The following is a 16,808-nucleotide window of genomic DNA, read 5'->3' as shown; positions in this document are numbered from 1 at the left end:
CCATCGGATGCCGTCGGCGATGCCGGTGAGCCGAGCAGGCGTGGCGCGCCGATTGCGTAGTCAAAGGCCGAGGTTGGCCAGAAGGCCAACCTCGGCGTCCTTCCCAAGTCGGAAATCGCCCGTGTGGAATCAGGGTTTCCGTAGGGGACAACTCCGACGCCGTACCGCCCTCTCGTGCCGGATCTTGGTACGGCGGAGACCGAGAGCCGGACTCCGCGAATCGGAGGAGCAACGTGAAGGGAAGACGCACCAGCGCGGCCGTCGTGGCGTGCTTGACCGTGTCGTTGTCGGCAACGCCCGCCGTGACCGCCACCGCGGCGGCAGACGCGAGCCCGAGCGGTCGGCCGGGTTTGCAGGCGATGCTGGACAAGGTCGTCGCAGGCGGTGCGGTCGCCGCGATCGCCGAGGTTCGCGACGGGGACAGGACCTGGCGAGCCGCCAGCGGCAGGGCGAAGATGGACAATGCCCAGCCGGCCCCGGTGGACGGGCGCTTCCGGGCCGGGAGCGTGACCAAGTCGTTCACGGCGACCGCGGTGCTTCAACTGGTGGGAGAGGGAAAGCTGCACCTGTCCGACAGTGTGGAGCAGTGGCTGCCGAAGCTCGTGGACAAGGGCGCCGACATCACGATCAGGCACCTCCTCCAGAACACCAGCGGCCTTCCCGAGTACTCGACGGGCATGATGGACGAGGCGGGCATTCCCAAGGAGCGCTACCGCACCTGGTCGGCACGCGAACTGGTGGAAAGAGCGGAAAAGCTCCCGCGCGACTTCCCACCCGGGTCCGAGTACAGGTACTCCAACACCAACTACATCGTGCTCGGCATGCTGATCGAGAAGGTCACCGGCAGGCCGTACGCGACAGAGATCAGGGAGCGGATCCTGCGGCCGCTCGGCCTGCGGCACACCCGCGTGCCGGGAGCCTCACCGGAGGTGTACGGCCCGCACGCCCACGCCTATGTGCCGGTCACCAAGGGTGGCAGGGTCGTCCCCGTTGACGTCACACGGTTCAATCCCACGATGGCCAATGCGGCGGGCGAGATCATCTCCACCACCGGGGACATCAACCGGTTCTACCGCGCCCTGTTCCAGGGCAAGCTGCTCCGCCCTGGTCTGCTGAAGGAGATGAAGGATCCCGGCACGACCGAGGGGTACGGGCTCGGGCTGGAGCTGGCGCCCCTTCCCTGCGGCACTGCGTACGGCCACGGCGGCGGCGCCCCGGGCTACCTCACGGTGGCGTTCAACTCGGCCGACGGTTCGCGGCAGGTCACATTGTCGATCACCCCGTTCTCCGGCGACCCTCATCAGGCGGCCATGACCCTGCTGACCTCCGCGCTGTGCCCTTAGAGAGCTTCAAGGCTGAGGTCAGGGCGGCTGGAAGTCCAAGGCCCGCTGCCGCTCCTGGCGTCTACCTGCCGTGATCGGGACATCTCATGGCATGCCCCAGGCGCGCCCACCGTCACCCCACCAGAGCAGGGACGGTCACACACCTCGGGCCTTGGCGGGTCAGGCCATCGCGTACGAGAGGGTGAACGTCAGAAGTCCGGCGCCGTGTCGGTCCACTCGGCGACCTCGTACGTCTCGTACCCGGAGACCTCCCCCGGCTTGTGGAACCGATCAGGCTGATCACCGACCGTCAGGCGACGAGGCTTGCCATCGTCCCCGGGGGGAAGCTCCCGCGAGCCGTGCGGAGGCGTCGCCACGAGGTCCCGCACGGCCAGGAGCGTCCCCTTGCCGGGATCGATGATCCACTGGCGCCGGTACGTGCCAAGCTGCTTGGGGGCGCTGAAGAGACCAAGGGGGATCGTGGTCTCCAGGGGCAGGGAGATCACCACTCCGCTGCGGCCCAGCGGATCGGTCGTCTCGCCCCCGGCCTTGACGCCGGGCAGCGTGGCGAGCATCCGGAACGCGGCCGCCCGGACTTCCGGCGGCACGATCGCTTCAGCCAGCAGTTTTCCGGCCACATCGCTCAGCGCCCGGACGCGCCGGTCACCCCGAAGCGCCCGTATCGGCTGCTTCGTGACCTTCGGGGCATATGCCTCCCAATTGCCCTCGATATCCAACAGGGCATCCTTCAACTGCTCGGGCTGGGCCGGCAGCTCGGCCAGCTGCCGCGGTGTCATGCCGAAGAAGCCCCGATCGCCGACGCTGCGGCACGTCTGCTTCCTCTTCACGCTTTCCGTGAACAGATAACCCGGCCCATCCTCGGTCGCGACCCGCACCGTCTTGGGGGCACCCGCCGCCACCCACTTCTGCCTGTCGCCGTCCGTCCACGGGCGGGCGGGCAGGTCCTCGTGGGCGAGGCACCCCTTCCCGCTGCGGTCGGTCCAGTCGTCGTACCGCATCCTCGACTCGAACTTGTAGTGCCCGGCCGCGCTCTCGCCGACCGCGTAGATCTTTCCGGCGATGCGGGTGGTGTGCCAGTACGTGCCGGTCGGCCCCTTCTGCACGTTGGTGGCGGCCACCAGCAGGGCGTTTCCCGGCATCCGAGGGCTTACGCCGCCGGGAGCGACCTGATCCCCGTCCGAGGCCAGCGAGACGGCGACCACGGTCCCCGCGGCCAGGGCGGCCGTCGCCACGATGCTCACCAGCGGCACCCGGAAGGCGCGACGGGCGCGTGGCCGAGCGGCGGACCGGCGCCAGTCGGTACGCAGGGCGAGCTCGTCCGGGCTCTCCTCACGCGCGAGTGCCGTCCGCATCTGCCGCAGCGCGTCGAGTTCATCCATCGTTCTTCTCCTCGGGGAGGGCTTTGCGGAGCTTCATCCGAGCCCGGTGAATCTTGGCCTTGACGGTGCCGAGGGGTAGATCCAAGATCGCTGCGATCTCGGCATACGACAGTTCGCCCCAGGCCAGCAGCAGAACGACGTCGCGGTCCTGGGAGCCGAGCGAGGCCAGTGCCTTGGTCAGCCGAGGGGCGTGCGCCGCGGCGGCCACGCGATCGCTGACCAACTCGGCGACGCCGTCCTCCGCGGGGTCCACCCCCGTTCGGGCGAAGGCCCGATACATCCGAGTCTCCTGCCGATAGTGCTTGGCGATCAGATTGCCGGCGATCCCCCAGAGCCACGCCGTGAACTCCGCCTGCCCGTCGTACCGCTCCCGCTGGCGGAACGCGGTAGCGAAGGCCTCCGCCACCACGTCATCGGCCAGAGCGCGCCCGAGGCGACGCTTGACATAGGCGTGCAGTCGCGGCGAGTGGCGGCGGAACAGCTCGCCGAATTTCTCCGGGTCTTCCAAAGAGGCGGCGACGATCTGCGAATCGTCGAGCTTCTCCGCGGGGCGACTCACCGCTCTCGCCGTAGGCATGGTGCGGTGCGTCCCTTCATGAGCGACTCCTCCGTGTTCGGGGTGCTTGACTACTTCCTCTATCCCGAAGGTCGCTCGCCGGTTGCATCCTGATTCATCGGACGCCGCGCTTCCTCCGCGAAGGCTTCACCGGCTTCGCCCGTACCGACGAAGCGGTTCGCGCCCGCGCGCTCATCGACAGCTCGTGCATGCGGGTGGAGATGTCGGCCGGATGTACGTAAGCGTCCAGAAACCCGGTCCAGGAGTACACCTCCAGCAGCAGCTCGGGTAGGTCGATGCGGGGCAACATCGCCTGGCAGGCCGCGCGCAGCCACGTCAGCGACGCGCTCTCGCCGAGCGCGCCGAGCTTTTCCACCGACAACCGGGCGTGCCCGTCGGCCGGGGTGACCACCCGCACCAAGGCGTCGTCACCGGCTTCTTCGGAACGGCCGGCCATCTGCTTCCACGCCGCGTCCAGCGCCAGCAGCTTGGCGTCCAGATGGCGTTCGACCGGGTCGGTCAGCGACAGCGAGGCGAGCACATCCCCGCAGATCCCGGGCCCCGGCGCCGTCACCGCCTGCCGGACGAACGCGCTCTCGAACCGGCGCAGCGCCGCCTCCACCACTCGCTCCACCTGCCCCGGGGCGGAGACTCCACATCCTCGGGCAGATCTCCTCAGCCGGTCACCGGGTCCATCGCACCTCATCGGCCTCCGTCGCCGGCCATGTCCCGAACGCCGTCCGGATCTGCCGGCGGTGCTCCTTGATCGTCCGGCCCGACCACTGCCGGGCGCTGCCTGGTGCGGATCGCGCTGGGCGTTCCTTGCGGTGTGGATGCGGTGTGGATGCGGTGTCCGGGAGGGCGCGGGTGGTGGTTCGGAGGTGCGGGCCGGCAGGCCCGATGGCATCGCCCGCCTGCGATCGGATGATCACGAGTCGTGACTTATTGTGAAATCTTTCATAACTGCCAGATAACAGAGATCATTTCTGACTAAGGTGATCTAGTGATTCTGACTAGATCAACAAGTCGTCCGAGGCGTGTCCTGTCCGGGCTCGCCACCACAGCCGTGCTGCTGGGCGGCCTCGTCGTGCCGAACCCTGCGAATGCGGAGGCGGACAACGGTTCCGGAAGCGCGCTGGCGTACTTCCTGCAACAGGCGCTCGGCCGTCAGCGGTTCGAGCAGGTCCTGGACACCAGCCCGCCGACGAGTGCGACCGACCTGGACGCACTGCGGCGGGAGGGCGCCGCCAAGGAGGCGAAGCAAGTCCCGCAGAAGGCGGACCTGCGCGCGGCCACCGCGGCCGCCGCGCCGATCACGCAGCAGCCCCAGATCGACCTGACCGTCATCGAGCTGGACAGGCTCGGCCGCCCCCTGTCCTCCGGCACCGTGCTGATGAGCCCGCAGTACCCGGAGGGCAAGATCGTCCCGATGGACGACAAGCTGCGCACTTCGGCCGTCCGCTGGCGGCAGTGGGACGACGCCGGCTGGTACGCCAACCGCGGCCAAGGCAGCATCGACATCCTGCCGGGCCGCGAGAACGCCCCCATCGACTTCATGAGCCCCTACCCCGCCTCCGTCCTGAAGCTGATGGTGGGCTTCGGGGTGCTGCGATTGGTGGACGCGGGCCAGATCTCGCTCGACGACACCTACGCCTACCAGCCGGTCACGGTCAGCTCGTTGTGCGGCCCCGCCCGCAGCGACACGGTCCGCAACTTCCTCGACTCTGCGCTCACCTGGTCGTCCAACGCCTCCGCCTGCGCCATGGTCAAGCTGCTGCACGACAAGGGCGCGGTGAACGGCCTCAACCAGACCTTCCAGGACCTCGGCCTGGAGACGCTCCAGCTCAAGAACACCAACCCCGACAACGGCGCGCGATGGGGCAACCCCGTCACCATGACGTCGCTCGACACCGCGAAGCTGCTGACACTGGTCAACGGCGGGGCGGGCACCTTGTGGAAGACTCCGGGCGGCACCGCGGTCACGGCCGACGTCCTGAGCGACGCCTCCCGCACGTTCTTCAGGAGCAGGCTGGCCGAGCAGGGCATGAACGTCACCCTCTCCACCACCAACTGGTGCGGCGCGGACTATCCCTCCCCCGGCATCCCGCAGCTCACGCCCTCGCGGTGGCTCGGCGCCGACGGCACCGTGACGATTCCCGGCCAGGGCATCTCCTACGGCCGCGACGTGCGACCGTGCGACCAGAAGGCCGAGGTGACCTACGCCCACAAGAACGGCTGGGTGAACAACTCCGGCGCCGACGCGGGGATCGTGAAGGCCCTGCCCGGCAAGGGCGGCCGCACCTACGTCGTCGCCCTGTTCTCCAACCTCGGCTACCAGTACGTCGACCCGAACCGTCCCGCGACAGGCGCGGAGAACGTCTGGTTCACTGAGCGCCTGGCGAAGCTGGGCAAGGCCATCGACGAGTACGAGAAGCGCCGCATCGGCTGACCCCGCCGTCAAGCCGAGCCGGTCAGGTCGCCGTGGTACCCGGCAGTCTGACCGGCGACAACCACCGATCACACGCCCGTCCCGGCCAGGCCCCCGCGCGGCGGCTGTCAGCTCGCCGCCCACCGCCCGCTTCGCAGAGCGGCCGCGACCGAGCGCTCATGTTCGTCGGTCCATCCCACCTCGGGGCCGGCTTCCGGCAGCCCGAGCACCACGGACGCGATCGCCTGCGCGGGCGCCGACCATTCGGCGGGCTCGGGAGCCCTGAACGGATGCGGCAATCCGGAGATCATCACCCGGCGGTTCCAGGCCCAATGTGGCGATGGGCAGGCGAGCCACCGTCTCGAACGTGACGCCGGCGCACGGACGCAGGCCGATGCGCGGAGCGACATCTGTCCCACGGAAGGGCGACGCTCCCGCGGTAGTTGCGGTTGCGGCGGGAGCAGGCCGGCCTCTGGCCCCTGTGTCTGCCTGAGCAGGCTGGTCCGGGCCCAGGCGCGCATGGTGTCGTGGAGGCGGGCGAGGAGCCGAGCGGCGTGGCCCGCTCGTCCGGTATGGCCGTGGACTGCGGTCGCCCACGCATCCTGGTGGGGGGTTCGGTGTCGTCTGCGCGCGACGAGATCGTCGCAGATCTCCTCCAACCGGCGGCCGGGTCCGGCCGCACGGCCGTCGTGCGTAGGCTCGCCGCGCGAACCGGTGTCGAGGTGGGGCGGCTGCGCCGGAGGCTGCTGAGGCCGGCCCACCTGACCTTGGACTCCATTAGCCAAGCACGGACCCGGCCACGCGGGACCGGACCGAGGTCAACACCGGCCTGGCCGGGCCGGCCAAGCTGAGTCCGATCAGCAGCTGCCCCACCCGCGGATCCTGTTCCCGCCTGTCGGCGTCCCTCATCGACGTGTTGAGCGTTCTGGACGGCGGCGCCCACGCAGCAGATGCCCGCCGAGTAGGACCGCGCAGGACCCGACGGTCAGCAGCCCGCCGGCGAGGAATGCGCTCCGTACATCGGCGAGCGACAGGACCAGTCCCCCAAGTGCGGCACCCGCCGCGATCCCGGCGTTGTAAGCACCGGAGTTCGCCGCGAAGGCGATGTCCGTGCGGCCCGGCGCACAGTGCAGCATCGCGTTCTGCGTGGCCATGAACACCGGGCCGAGTGCGCCGCCCATCAGCGCAAGGAACACCACCGCCGCCACCGGGTGAGCGCCGAACGCGTACAGGCCGAGCATGCCCACCGCCTGCGTGGCCACGGCGGTGGCCAACGCGGACTGCGGAAAGCGGTCCAGGAACACCCCGGTGATGCTCACCCCGGCCAGGCACGCGACACCGAAAACCACGAACAGGGCGCTGACCGCGTGGGGGGAGAACCCGCTCACGTCGCCCAGGAACGTCACGATGTAGGTGTATCCCGTGAACGCCCCGGCGGCGGACAAGGCTCCGGCCGCCAGCACCGTCCCGAACCGCCGCACGTCGGGGCCGGTCGCGTAGGCGGCGGGCTCTTCTTCCGGACGCGAAGTCGGCAGCAGAACGGCGATCGTCACCAGAGAGACCAGCCCCAGCGCCGCCAGCATGGCGATGGGCACCTGCCAGGTGCTCTGCCGGCCCAGCCACGTCCCAGCGGGAACACCAAGCACAAGGGCGAGCGAACCGGCCACGGATAGCGCTCCGACCACACGCCCCCGGACCTCGGGCGCGAACAGACCCACCGCGACCGGCCCCATCACGGCCCAGAACAGCGCCTGGGCGAACGCGGTAAGCAGCCGCGCCCCGAGGAGCAGCCAGTAAGAGGGGGCCAGCGCGGCAACGAGACTGGACACCACGAGCGCGGCAAGCAGTCCCGTAAGCACATGACGTCGGGGCACGGCCCGCACGACGTGGGTAATCGGCACGGATGCGACGGCCACCGTCACGCCGTAACCAGTGACCAGAAGGCCAACCGCTGACAGGGACACCCGAAGGTCGTCGGAGATGAGCTCCAAAAGGCCGACCGGCAGGTTCTCCGCGGTGTTGAAGGTGAGGGCGGCCAGCATCAGGGCCCCGAGCACCGCCGGCTTGTGCCATGGAGCCGGTTGCCGCGTGATCGTGCTGTCTTTTCCTGTCCTCGCGCGTTGTACCTGCTCAGTAGCACCGTCCATGCAGATACCCCACCAGGCGCATGAGTCCCGCCACAACTGGATTCATACGGCTTCGCGGCCTTGCGGCCCGTTTCTGCCGCATTCCGGTGACGCTCGTTCTTCTTGCCGGGCAGCACAGCGCCGGTGGCTTCGCGGCGCCGGACCGTGAGGCCCGGCGCCGCCGCGGGCGGCCAGGTCAGTCGCGCGCGGAGCCGCCCGTGGCCGGTGTGTTCAGCTGCGTGCTCGTCAGGCCGGTGAGCTCCTCGAGGGGGACGCTGTGCCGCGACCCGTCCTGGAGGATCGCCGTGACGCTCTTGACGCCGCCACGAAGTGAGGCGTTCTCGCGCTCCTCCGTCGTCGGTGCGTCCGGCCACCAGGCCGCGAAGTAGCCGCCGGTGACGGTCGCGGTCACGTCGCCTTTCGCCTCCGTGGAGAGCTCCAGGCCCACCACGTCGGCACCGACTCTGCCGGTCACGGTACGCACGCTCTCCTCGCTCGTGCTCAGGACCGAGCCGAGGACGGCCCGCGCCGACCCCGCGGGAACCGGTGGAAGCGGTTGTGCGCCGGGCCCCGGCGCGCTGCCATGCGCGCCGACGAGGTCACCGTCGCGGAGCAGGCAGGTGATCTCGGCCAGGTGGCTGCTGCCGTCGTTGACGTAGACGAGCGTCCATGGCCCCCGGCCCTCGGTCACCACGGGCCGGAAGCCGAGGTCGCGCCCGGTTGTGCGCTTGGCGGTGTCCTGGGCATTGTCGAGGCACTTCTCCTGGGCGTCGATGGCCCGGTCACCGCTCACCGTGTGCGGCGTCGCGGTCCACGCTGCCATCGCTGAGCCGCCGCCGAACACGCCGGGCAGCAGCAGCGCTGCCGCGACGCCGGCGGCCACTCCTGCGCCGGCGACGGTGAGACGCCTGGCGGTGAGTACGCGAGGGCTGCTGATCGTCGGTGCGGGCGCCCCCATGGGGTCGGCGGCCATCACCCTGGCCAGCAAGGCCCGAGCCTTGGGGTCGGTGCCGGTGTCCAGGTCAGCGGGGGTGACGGCCGGGTCGAGGCCGCGCAGGGCGTGGTCGAGGGTGTCGTTCATCGCATGCTCCGGGAGTCCACGGTGGCGGTCGCCACGGGCTGGGTCGTAGTGGCGGGGGCGGCGTCGGCGTGGTGGCGCAGGGCACGCCGGGCACGGGCGAGCCTGAGCCGGAACGCGACGGGGGTGATGTCGAGCACCCGCGCGGCCTGTGGGGCGGTGAGGCCGTCCCACACGGCCAAGGCGAGCGTCTCCTGGTGGCGCGGGCTGAGCCGCCGCCACGCCTGAACGAGGTCGAGCCGGCGTGCCACCAGTTCGGGGTCCAGCCCGGCCGCCGCGGCGCCGGTCAGCTGGCTGTCGGCGATGCGGACGGTGAGCGCCTGCCGCCGCTGGTCGGCCCGCAGCCCGTTGCGGAGAGTGCGGTGCGCCACGCCGAACAGCCAGGCGCGCGCCTCGTCCGCCGCACGCGGCACGTCGTCCAGGCGCCGCCAGGCGACGAGGAACACGTCGGCGACCACGTCCTCGGCGTGGGAGGGGTGGACGCGACGCTCGACGAACCGCAGCAACGCGGCATACGTCTGCTCGTAGAGGTGGGCGAAGCGCTGGCTGCGCGGCGGCCCGGTGTCGGTGACGTTCATACCCAGGTCATGTCCGGCGGGCCCGCAGGTGTGTCGCGAACCGCGGTCATCGTGGTTTCAGTCGTAAATCCAGCGCAGTAAGGCCTGACCTGCGCGCAACCGCCCCAGGTGAGCCTCGGGTACGCCGTCCGATCGATCGACGCCATCCAACCTCCAGGAACCATCGCCAAGCAGCCGGAACGCAAAGACCTAATGGTCAGCAATCACGCCCGCGGCCCGATTCCGCCGTATTCCGATGGCACCCCTGATGTCGGTGGTGGCGGTCTCGAACAGTTCGGCGGCGCGCCGGTAGGACAGCCGGGCCCCGGTCCGAGCCTGGGTCGAGGTCGCCGGGCGGGAGTTCGACGCGGGCGGGACGGCCGGTGAGGAAGACGGTCCGCCGCGGCGGCCGTCCAGCAGGCGGGGCAGTAGCCGGGCGGTGGCGGTCTGCCGGACGACGACGTCGACGGCGCCGCCTGTGCGCCGTACCCGGGCACGGCGGTTGCGCAGATCGAGTTCGTCGACGTCGAGGGCCAGGACCTCCTGGGCGCGGGCGGCGCTCAGCACGTGGGTCAGGACGAGGAATCCGGTGTGCCGCGCGCCTCGTCGGGCTGTCGGGCCGCATCGGCGAGATCACGCCCGGCGCCTACGCCGACATCCTGATGGTGGAGGGCGATCCGCTGCAGGACATCACCGTGCCGGCCCGGCCGGAGAAGCACCTGAAGCTGGTGATGACGGCCGGCCGGGTCATGCGCTGATGGCAGGCGCCCCCGGGTCGCGACGTGATCGAGCCGTAGCCGCCGCGGGCGTTGGATGCCGGTACGGCTTGCGCGGGAAACGGGAGGCGCAAGCCGTACACCTAGGATCACAAAGCTGGTTTGCCGGGCTTGAACAGCCAGTCTGCGAAGAAGTCGAACAAGTCATGGCCAGAGATCCGCTCCGACAGGGCGATGAAGGCAGGAGTGTCGGCGTTGCCGTACTTGTGCTCCGCCGTCCACGTGCGGAGGATCTGGAAGAACGCCGTGTCGCCCACTTTGCTCCGCAGGACGTGGAGGGTCATCGCGCCACGGTTGTCATGGCGCTCGGCGAGGTTCGCCGCTTCGTTGGCCGGCTTGGGGTCGACGGCGACGATGGTCCGGTACTTTCCGATCTTGGTGTCGGTCGGCTTGAACTTTCCGACGGTGACGGTCGCGAGGTAGCCGGCCATCGGCGACCGCCACCCGGATGCTCGGCACCGTCACCGAGAAGCGGTAGGTGGCCTTGTCGGTCATGTAGTGGTTGCCGGGGTACCAGGTCATCCCACTCGTACGGCTCGACTCTTGGCGCTCCCGCCGAAGATCGGTCGTGGACTCGGCCACCTCCCGCCCCCGGCCTGGCACACACCTGGCGGCATGTGCCAGGAGAGCAGCACGAACGTCCTCAGGCGGTGGTGACGACGCCCTGTTCACGGAGCCGGTCGAAGAAGCCGCCGAGATCGGGGTTGACGACCAGCGCGCTCGCTCTCGCCTCGGCCGCCTCGGCGAGCCGACCGGCGCGGGCGAGCACGATGGCGGACCACATGAGCGGCTCCGCATGCCCGGGCAGCAGCCCGGCCGCGCGTGACAGAGCGGCGAGAGCCGCTGCCACGTCGCCGTCCTCCGGCACCCGGTCACCGCTGACCACGCCGGGCGCGAAGATGACGCCGATGTCGGCGTAGGCGCGATGCAGATCCAGCAGCCTGCCGAGCTCCGCCAGCGGATCGTCGTGGTCGTCGACCCGGAGATCGACCTCCACCCCGGCGACGGCCGGGTCGGCCCGGTGCGCAGCCACGATGTACAGGCTCGCCGACTGCCGCCCCCTGGCGTCCCCGCCGGCCCGCTCGCCGGTCCGCAGGGCGGCGAGCAGCCGGGCGGCGAAGTCTCCCCGCGCGTCGAGGAAGGCCTGGACCATGGAGTGCGGGATGCCGGGGGCGCCCAGCATGTTGCCCTGCGCCACCACGCCGGGCCCGATCCGGTGCTCCGCCTCGGCGTAGCAGTGCCGCCCGGTGTGGACGGCGACCGCGCCCGCGGCATCGACCAGCGCCACCTGGCGCTGGCCCTGATCGGGATCGGCCGCGAGCAGCCGGTCCAGCGCGCTCTGGGCTGAGTACCCCTCGGCGAGCAGGTCCAGGCCGCGCGGGCCGTAGGCCGGGTCGACGAACGCCTGGGTGGCCACCGCGCCCACTCCGGGCCTGGCCCAGGGCGCGAGCCGGCCGACGCCGAGGAAGTGTGAGGCCACGGCGATGCCGAGCCGTCCCGTACGCTCGTCGCGGGCGACGACGGAGAAGGTCATCGCGCACCCGCCATCGTGCCGAGCAGCGGGATCACGTCCGCGGACAGTCGGCCGACGATCCTGTCGATCGGCTGGTCGGGCGGGAAGGCGAGCGCGACGGCGTCGGCTCCCGCCTCGGCGAGGTCGGCCAGGCGGCGTGCGCAGTCGCCTGGCGTGCCCACGACGGCCAGCCGATCGATCCACTCGTCGGGGATGTCGGGGATCGCGGCCTCGATTCCTCGTGCCGCGAGCGTCTCGGCCTGGTCGGCGAGGCCCTGCACCTCCGACATCGGGTTGCGGGGGCCGCTGAGCAGGTACAACCCGAACAGCTCGCGCAGGGCGGCCCGGGCGGCGTCACGGTCGTCGTCCACCATGCACAGGGCGTAGACCACGACACGGTGACCGGCGTCGGCGCCCCCGGCCGCCAGTTGCTCGCATGCCCACCGTACGTAGTCAGGGCCTGCCAGCACCGACAGCACGGTGCCGTCCGCCTCGGCCGCGGACAGTCGCAGCGCCTTCGGGCCGCCCACCCCCGCGTACAGCGGTGGCGGCGTCACCGGAGGGTGTTCGAGCGTGATGTCGTGCGCGGTGAACGAGGCGAATTCGCCGCTGAGCGGATCTCCGCGGAGAAGGGTGCGCAGCCCGCGCAGGGTGTCCCGCACCGCGCCGAGCGGAGAGCGGGGACGCAGTTCCATCGCGTCCAGCCAATCGGGCACGCCGAGGCCGATCCCCGCGCGTACTCGTCCCGGGTGCAGGCCGGCCAAAGTGGCGATCTCCATCGCGGTCACCGCCGGGTGACGGGTGGTGGCCGGGACGATGCCGACGCCGACCGGCAACCGCGTGGTGGCCAGGAGCGTGGCGGCGGTGGCGAAGGCCCCGGTGTAGAAGTAGTCCTCGCCGAGCCAGAGCTCGTCCAGACCGGCGCGCTCGGCCGCGGCGGCGGCCGTCAGGATGTCTCCGGGCGACTGCGAGCTGCCGAGCACGAGGCCGAGCGCGGGACGGTCGGTGCGGGTCATCACGCCTCCCGCTCGGGGAGCGGCTGCCACGGCACCCAGCCGAGGCCGCGCTCCTGCATGGTGTCGTCGAATCCCGGCCGGGGCTCGTCCGCCGGCGGGAGCGGGCTGATGTGGGTGTGCCACATCCGCCACCGGGGGCGTCCGTCGCCGTCGTCGCGGTGGTAGATCTCGGTGGCGCGCACCAGCAGCGTGTTCCTCGTGTCGGGAGCGTGCCCACCGTCGTCCAGCGCGATCTCGTCGATCCTGGCCTCACAGGCCAGCCACGCGGTGTCGCCGCGCACCTCCAGTCGCATGACGCGTACGTCGGGCGTGCCGACGAAGTCCTCACGCGCACGGTAGTAGCTCCAGAGCGCGACCTTCTCCCGCATGTTGAAATAGGGGTGGCCGTTGAAGTTGAACATCAGGTACTCCTCGCCGGGCGAGGGGAACACCTCCGTCATGCGGGGGATGTCGTAGCCGATGTTGGACTCCCACCATTCCCGGTTCAGCCGCAGGATCTCGTCGATGTCGTCGGCCGAGGCGGTGCGGGTCATGTACTGGACGTCGCTGTCCGTCATCTCTCTTCCTCCACCTTCTTGTTGAACGCAGTGCCGCCGACCAGAACGCCGTCCCGGTAGACCGCCTCGATGCGGTCGGCCAGCCCAGCGAAGTCGAGCGGGTTTCCGGTCACGATGCAGAAGTCGGCCCGCATGCCGGGCCGCAGTGTGCCGATCTCGTCGTGGGCACCGAGCAGTTCGGCCGCGGCCGACGTCGCACTGCGCAGCACCTGGCCCCGATCGAGACCGGCCGAGGCCAGCGCCTCCAGCTCATCGAGGTTGCGGCCGTGCGGGGAGAACCCGGAGTCCGACCCCATCGCCACCCGCACCCCCGCCGCGAGCGCACGGCGAAGGTTGCCCTCGTGCACCGCGACGGCCTCCTTCGCCTGGGCCAGGCTGTCCGGATCGGCCGAGGCGACGTTCAGGAACGCCCGTGCCGCTGTCAGCGTGGGCACCAGGAACGTGCCGTGCTCGACCATCAGGGCGATGCTCTCCTCGTCGATGAACACACCGTGCTCGATCGAGGCGACCCCGGCCTTGACCGCCGCGATGATCGCCGCCGGCCCGTGGGCGTGCGCCATCACCCGCAGGCCCGCCGCGCCCGCCTCCTCGACCAGGGCGCTGAGCTCGTCCTGGCGGAGCTGGCAGTGCCTGGGGTCGTCACGGGGTGAGCTGATCCCGCCGGAGACCGCGACCTTGACGACGTCGGCGCCCGCTCTGACGATCTCGCGGACCACGCGGCGCAGCCCGACCGGCCCGTCCGCCACGGCGTCCGGCATGCCCGGGTAGAGCGGGAACAGCCGGTGCGCGTCGATCCCGGACAGCCGCCAGGGGTCGGCGTGGCCGCCGGTCGGGGAGATCATCGCGATCGCCGTCCGCACCCTCGGGCCGCGGACGACACCGTCGGCGACCGCCTGCGCGATCCCCGCGTCGGCTCCGCCCGCGTCGCGCACGGTGGTGATGCCGAGGTCCAGTGTCGTGGCGAGCGTGCGTCCCGTCTCCAGGAAGCGGTGGGAGAGCGGGGTGTTCATCAGCCGCACCGGATCGAGGGTCGGCAACGTCACGTGGGTGTGACAGTCGATCAGGCCGGGGATGATGCTGCGCCCCGACACGTCCACGACGGTCGCGGCGGGCTCGACCTGCCCCGCGGGCTCGATCCACCCGTCGGCGACCACGAGGTCGCCTGTCACGGGCGGCGCTCCGGTGCCGTCGTGGACGGCCGCGCCGCGATAGATCGTTCTCATGAGAACCTCCGCAGGTGTTCGGTCAGCAGCAACGCCAGGTCCTCAGGGGCCTCGTACATCGGCAGGTGGCCGATCCCCCGCAGGATCTCCAGGCGTGCTCCGACGGCCTGGGCGAACCAGGCGGACTCCTCCGGCGGACACGTGCGGTCGAGCTCGCCCACGACGACCAGTGCGGGGCAGCGCAGCCGCTCCCCCGCCCGCTCGGCGTCGGTGGCCGCCGCCGCCCGCCAGATGGCGATCGTCGTGGCGGCGTCGTTGTGGCTGAGGTCGGCGACCGCCTCCTGCGCGGCCTCGGGTACGGCCACCGCCTCGGCCGCGGCGTGGCGGCTGAGCGCCCCTTCGGGGCCGAGCGCGACGATCTCCTCGATCAGGCCGCCCTCCTCGGGGTCGACGGGGCGGAAGCCGCCGCCGACCGTGACGACGGAGGCGACCAGGTCCGGGCGCCTCGCGGCCAGCTCGACCGCGACGGCTGCGCTCGCCGACCCGCCGACCAGGTGTGCCGTCCGTACGCCGAGCGCGGACAGGACGTACGCGCAGTCCTCGGCCCAGCTCTGGACGCTGTACGTCCCTGATCGGGTCGACTCCCCGTGACCGCGCAGGTCGAGCGCGATCCAGCCCTGGTCCGCCGGCAGCCGTCCGGTCACCATGCGCCAGCAGCGGGCGGAGAGGTTGGCCGGGTGCAGGAACACGACCGGCTCCGTCCCCTCGTCGCCGCGGCGCGTCAGCACGGACAGGGGTCCCGTCGCGGTGTCGACGGTTCGCCGCTCGATGCCGTCCGCGCTCTCGCCGAGCAGCCGCAGGCTGGCCAGGATGGCGGGCTGCTCGCTCGACGGGTGAAAACCCCGGTTGGCCACCAGGTAGGCCCCGCCGGAGACGAGCAGTCCCACGGCGAAGGCGATGTCCGCGCCGCCGAGCGCGGGTACCGCGGGGCCGGTGAAGAAGCCGGTGGACATGAAGGGGATCATCGCCGCGAAGCCGAGCCCGTAGGCGACCAGCCCGGCGACGCCCCATCGGCCGTAGACGCCGTTCTGGTCGAACAGCGCGGTGATCGCGTAGCGGCCGCGCCGTACCCAGTAGTAGTCGACGAGGTTCACCGCGGACCAGGGCACCAGCAGGTACAGCACCATCGTGACGAAGTCGTTGAAGGCTCCGAGATAGGCTTCCGGCATCGCCAGCGCGACCAGGAAGGCGCACGCGCCGCCGGCCACGATCCCGATCACCCGGGCCCGCACCGACAGGGCGATCGGGCGGAAGCCCGCCGCGATGCTCACCCCGGACAACATCGTGCCGTACAGGTTGACGCCCATCAGGGCGATCGCGCTCGGCACCAGGGTGATCACCAACGCGAACGTGCCGAACCCGGGGAACAGCCGGTCGCCGACGTCCTGCAGATTCGGCAGCGCGTCGGCGACCGGCACGGACGAGGCGATGAACGAGCCCAGCGACATCAGCCAGATCGCGGACGCCGCGGCGCCCAGGTAGGTCCAGCCGATGACCGCCCTGGAGGACGTGGACGCCGGCAGGTAGCGCGAGTAGTCGGAGACGTAGACCGCGTATCCCAGCAGGTATCCCGCGGCGGCGACGAACTGGACCAGCATCGCGGCCGGCGTGTTCGTGTCCCCACTGGCCGGTTGCGGGTCGAGGTGGACCAGGGCCAGCACGGTCAGTACGACGAAGACCGGCGCCACCAGGTACGACAACCACCGCAGCACGGCGTGGAGCAGGTCGTGACCGACGACGGCCAGCAGAGACGCGAGCACCACCACACACGCTCCCCACATGAGCGGAGGGCCCGGTAGCACCATCGAGATCGCCTGGCCGCCGAGTACGACGCCGAACACGCTCAGCCCGACATAAAGGAAGATCGCGCCGAGCATCGGCAGGGCGGCGCCCTTGACACCGAACTGCGCCCTGGACTGGACCATCTGCGGCAGGCCCATGGTCGGGCCCTGGTTGGCGTGAAAGGCCATGAGAAATGCCCCGGCCAGAGCACCCAACGTGCAGGCCGTGATCGACAAGCCCACCGAGAGGCCCTGAGCGGGCCCGATGAAGCCGACGATGACCGTGGAGACCACGAGTTGGCCGGTGAACCAGAACGGCGCCTGGTGCCAGGCCCTTCCCCGGCGTTCGGACGGCGGGATGTAGTCGATCGATCGGGCCTCGATCTTGCCGAGGAGTCGTACGGGCTTGGAGACGGAGCGGGCATGGAGGGAGGGGGAAACGTCGCTGCTCAAGGGCATCTCCACGACAGAGCGT

16 protein-coding genes are annotated in these 16,808 nt (G+C 70.8%); 2 read left to right on the top strand and 14 right to left on the bottom strand.

The features are described 5' to 3' along the window. The first annotated feature begins 233 nt into the window (after positions 1–233). Positions 234–1,343, top strand: a complete 1,110-nt coding sequence (locus tag IEZ27_RS43995; protein ID WP_229824884.1) for a serine hydrolase domain-containing protein — start codon at positions 234–236, stop codon at positions 1,341–1,343. A gap of 188 nt (positions 1,344–1,531) precedes the next feature. Here IEZ27_RS43995 and IEZ27_RS43990 read toward each other — a convergent pair whose 3' ends face one another. From IEZ27_RS43990 to IEZ27_RS43980, 3 genes are all read right to left on the bottom strand, one after another. Next, entirely contained in the window at positions 1,532–2,722 is a 1,191-nt protein-coding gene (locus tag IEZ27_RS43990) for a CU044_5270 family protein (protein WP_189652688.1), read from the bottom strand. Continuing rightward, complete coding sequence (locus IEZ27_RS43985; protein ID WP_229824883.1) at positions 2,715–3,281, bottom strand: RNA polymerase sigma factor; 567 nt, start codon at positions 3,279–3,281, stop codon at positions 2,715–2,717. The genes IEZ27_RS43990 and IEZ27_RS43985 overlap by 8 nt, the downstream gene beginning before the upstream one ends. 112 nt (positions 3,282–3,393) lie before the next feature. After that, positions 3,394–3,912: a hypothetical protein gene (locus tag IEZ27_RS43980; RefSeq protein WP_189652686.1), complete on the bottom strand. Its 519-nt coding sequence runs from the start codon at positions 3,910–3,912 to the stop codon at positions 3,394–3,396. A 369-nt stretch (positions 3,913–4,281) separates the two neighbouring features. Between IEZ27_RS43980 and IEZ27_RS43975 the strand changes: the two genes are divergently transcribed. Then, positions 4,282–5,727, top strand: coding sequence for a serine hydrolase (locus IEZ27_RS43975; RefSeq protein ID WP_229824882.1), 1,446 nt, complete (start codon positions 4,282–4,284; stop codon positions 5,725–5,727). A gap of 107 nt (positions 5,728–5,834) precedes the next feature. Here the strand turns inward: IEZ27_RS43975 and IEZ27_RS43970 are convergent, their stop codons facing one another. From IEZ27_RS43970 to IEZ27_RS43915, 11 genes are all read right to left on the bottom strand, one after another. After that, positions 5,835–6,005: a hypothetical protein gene (locus tag IEZ27_RS43970; protein WP_189652685.1), complete on the bottom strand. Its 171-nt coding sequence runs from the start codon at positions 6,003–6,005 to the stop codon at positions 5,835–5,837. A 606-nt stretch (positions 6,006–6,611) separates the two neighbouring features. Then, positions 6,612–7,853 carry an MFS transporter gene (locus tag IEZ27_RS43965; protein WP_229824881.1) on the bottom strand — a complete coding sequence of 414 codons (1,242 nt, stop codon included), beginning with the start codon at positions 7,851–7,853 and terminating at the stop codon, positions 6,612–6,614. A gap of 175 nt (positions 7,854–8,028) precedes the next feature. Beyond that, positions 8,029–8,913: a hypothetical protein gene (locus tag IEZ27_RS43960; protein ID WP_189652684.1), complete on the bottom strand. Its 885-nt coding sequence runs from the start codon at positions 8,911–8,913 to the stop codon at positions 8,029–8,031. Beyond that, on the bottom strand, positions 8,910–9,488 hold the full coding sequence (locus IEZ27_RS43955) for an RNA polymerase sigma factor (RefSeq protein WP_189652683.1): 579 nt from the start codon (positions 9,486–9,488) through the stop codon (positions 8,910–8,912). The genes IEZ27_RS43960 and IEZ27_RS43955 overlap by 4 nt, the downstream gene beginning before the upstream one ends. A gap of 189 nt (positions 9,489–9,677) precedes the next feature. Continuing rightward, the gene (locus tag IEZ27_RS43950) at positions 9,678–10,034 is read right to left on the bottom strand and encodes a hypothetical protein (protein ID WP_229824888.1); all 357 of its coding nucleotides are present in this window, start codon (positions 10,032–10,034) and stop codon (positions 9,678–9,680) included. 298 nt (positions 10,035–10,332) lie between these two features. Next, positions 10,333–10,674 carry a hypothetical protein gene (locus IEZ27_RS43940; RefSeq protein WP_189652682.1) on the bottom strand — a complete coding sequence of 114 codons (342 nt, stop codon included), beginning with the start codon at positions 10,672–10,674 and terminating at the stop codon, positions 10,333–10,335. A gap of 212 nt (positions 10,675–10,886) precedes the next feature. Continuing rightward, a complete protein-coding gene (locus IEZ27_RS43935) occupies positions 10,887–11,777 on the bottom strand; it encodes a DUF1028 domain-containing protein (RefSeq protein ID WP_189652681.1) in 891 nt (296 codons plus the stop codon). Next, a complete protein-coding gene (locus tag IEZ27_RS43930; RefSeq protein WP_189652680.1) occupies positions 11,774–12,772 on the bottom strand; it encodes an LLM class flavin-dependent oxidoreductase in 999 nt (332 codons plus the stop codon). The genes IEZ27_RS43935 and IEZ27_RS43930 overlap by 4 nt, the downstream gene beginning before the upstream one ends. Beyond that, complete coding sequence (locus IEZ27_RS43925; RefSeq protein ID WP_189652679.1) at positions 12,772–13,329, bottom strand: YybH family protein; 558 nt, start codon at positions 13,327–13,329, stop codon at positions 12,772–12,774. Before IEZ27_RS43925 ends, IEZ27_RS43930 begins: the two co-directional genes overlap by 1 nt. Next, the gene (locus IEZ27_RS43920; RefSeq protein WP_189652678.1) at positions 13,326–14,552 is read right to left on the bottom strand and encodes a metal-dependent hydrolase family protein; all 1,227 of its coding nucleotides are present in this window, start codon (positions 14,550–14,552) and stop codon (positions 13,326–13,328) included. The genes IEZ27_RS43925 and IEZ27_RS43920 overlap by 4 nt, the downstream gene beginning before the upstream one ends. Next, positions 14,549–16,786: an alpha/beta fold hydrolase gene (locus IEZ27_RS43915; protein ID WP_229824880.1), complete on the bottom strand. Its 2,238-nt coding sequence runs from the start codon at positions 16,784–16,786 to the stop codon at positions 14,549–14,551. Before IEZ27_RS43915 ends, IEZ27_RS43920 begins: the two co-directional genes overlap by 4 nt. Positions 16,787–16,808 lie beyond the last annotated feature (22 nt).

The sequence above is a fragment of the Nonomuraea spiralis genome (genome assembly GCF_014648435.1).
GTDB classification, from domain to species: Bacteria; Actinomycetota; Actinomycetes; order Streptosporangiales; family Streptosporangiaceae; genus Nonomuraea; species Nonomuraea spiralis.
Note: the sequence above shows the minus strand (reverse complement) of the source record. Positions and strands in the feature narration are given on the sequence as shown.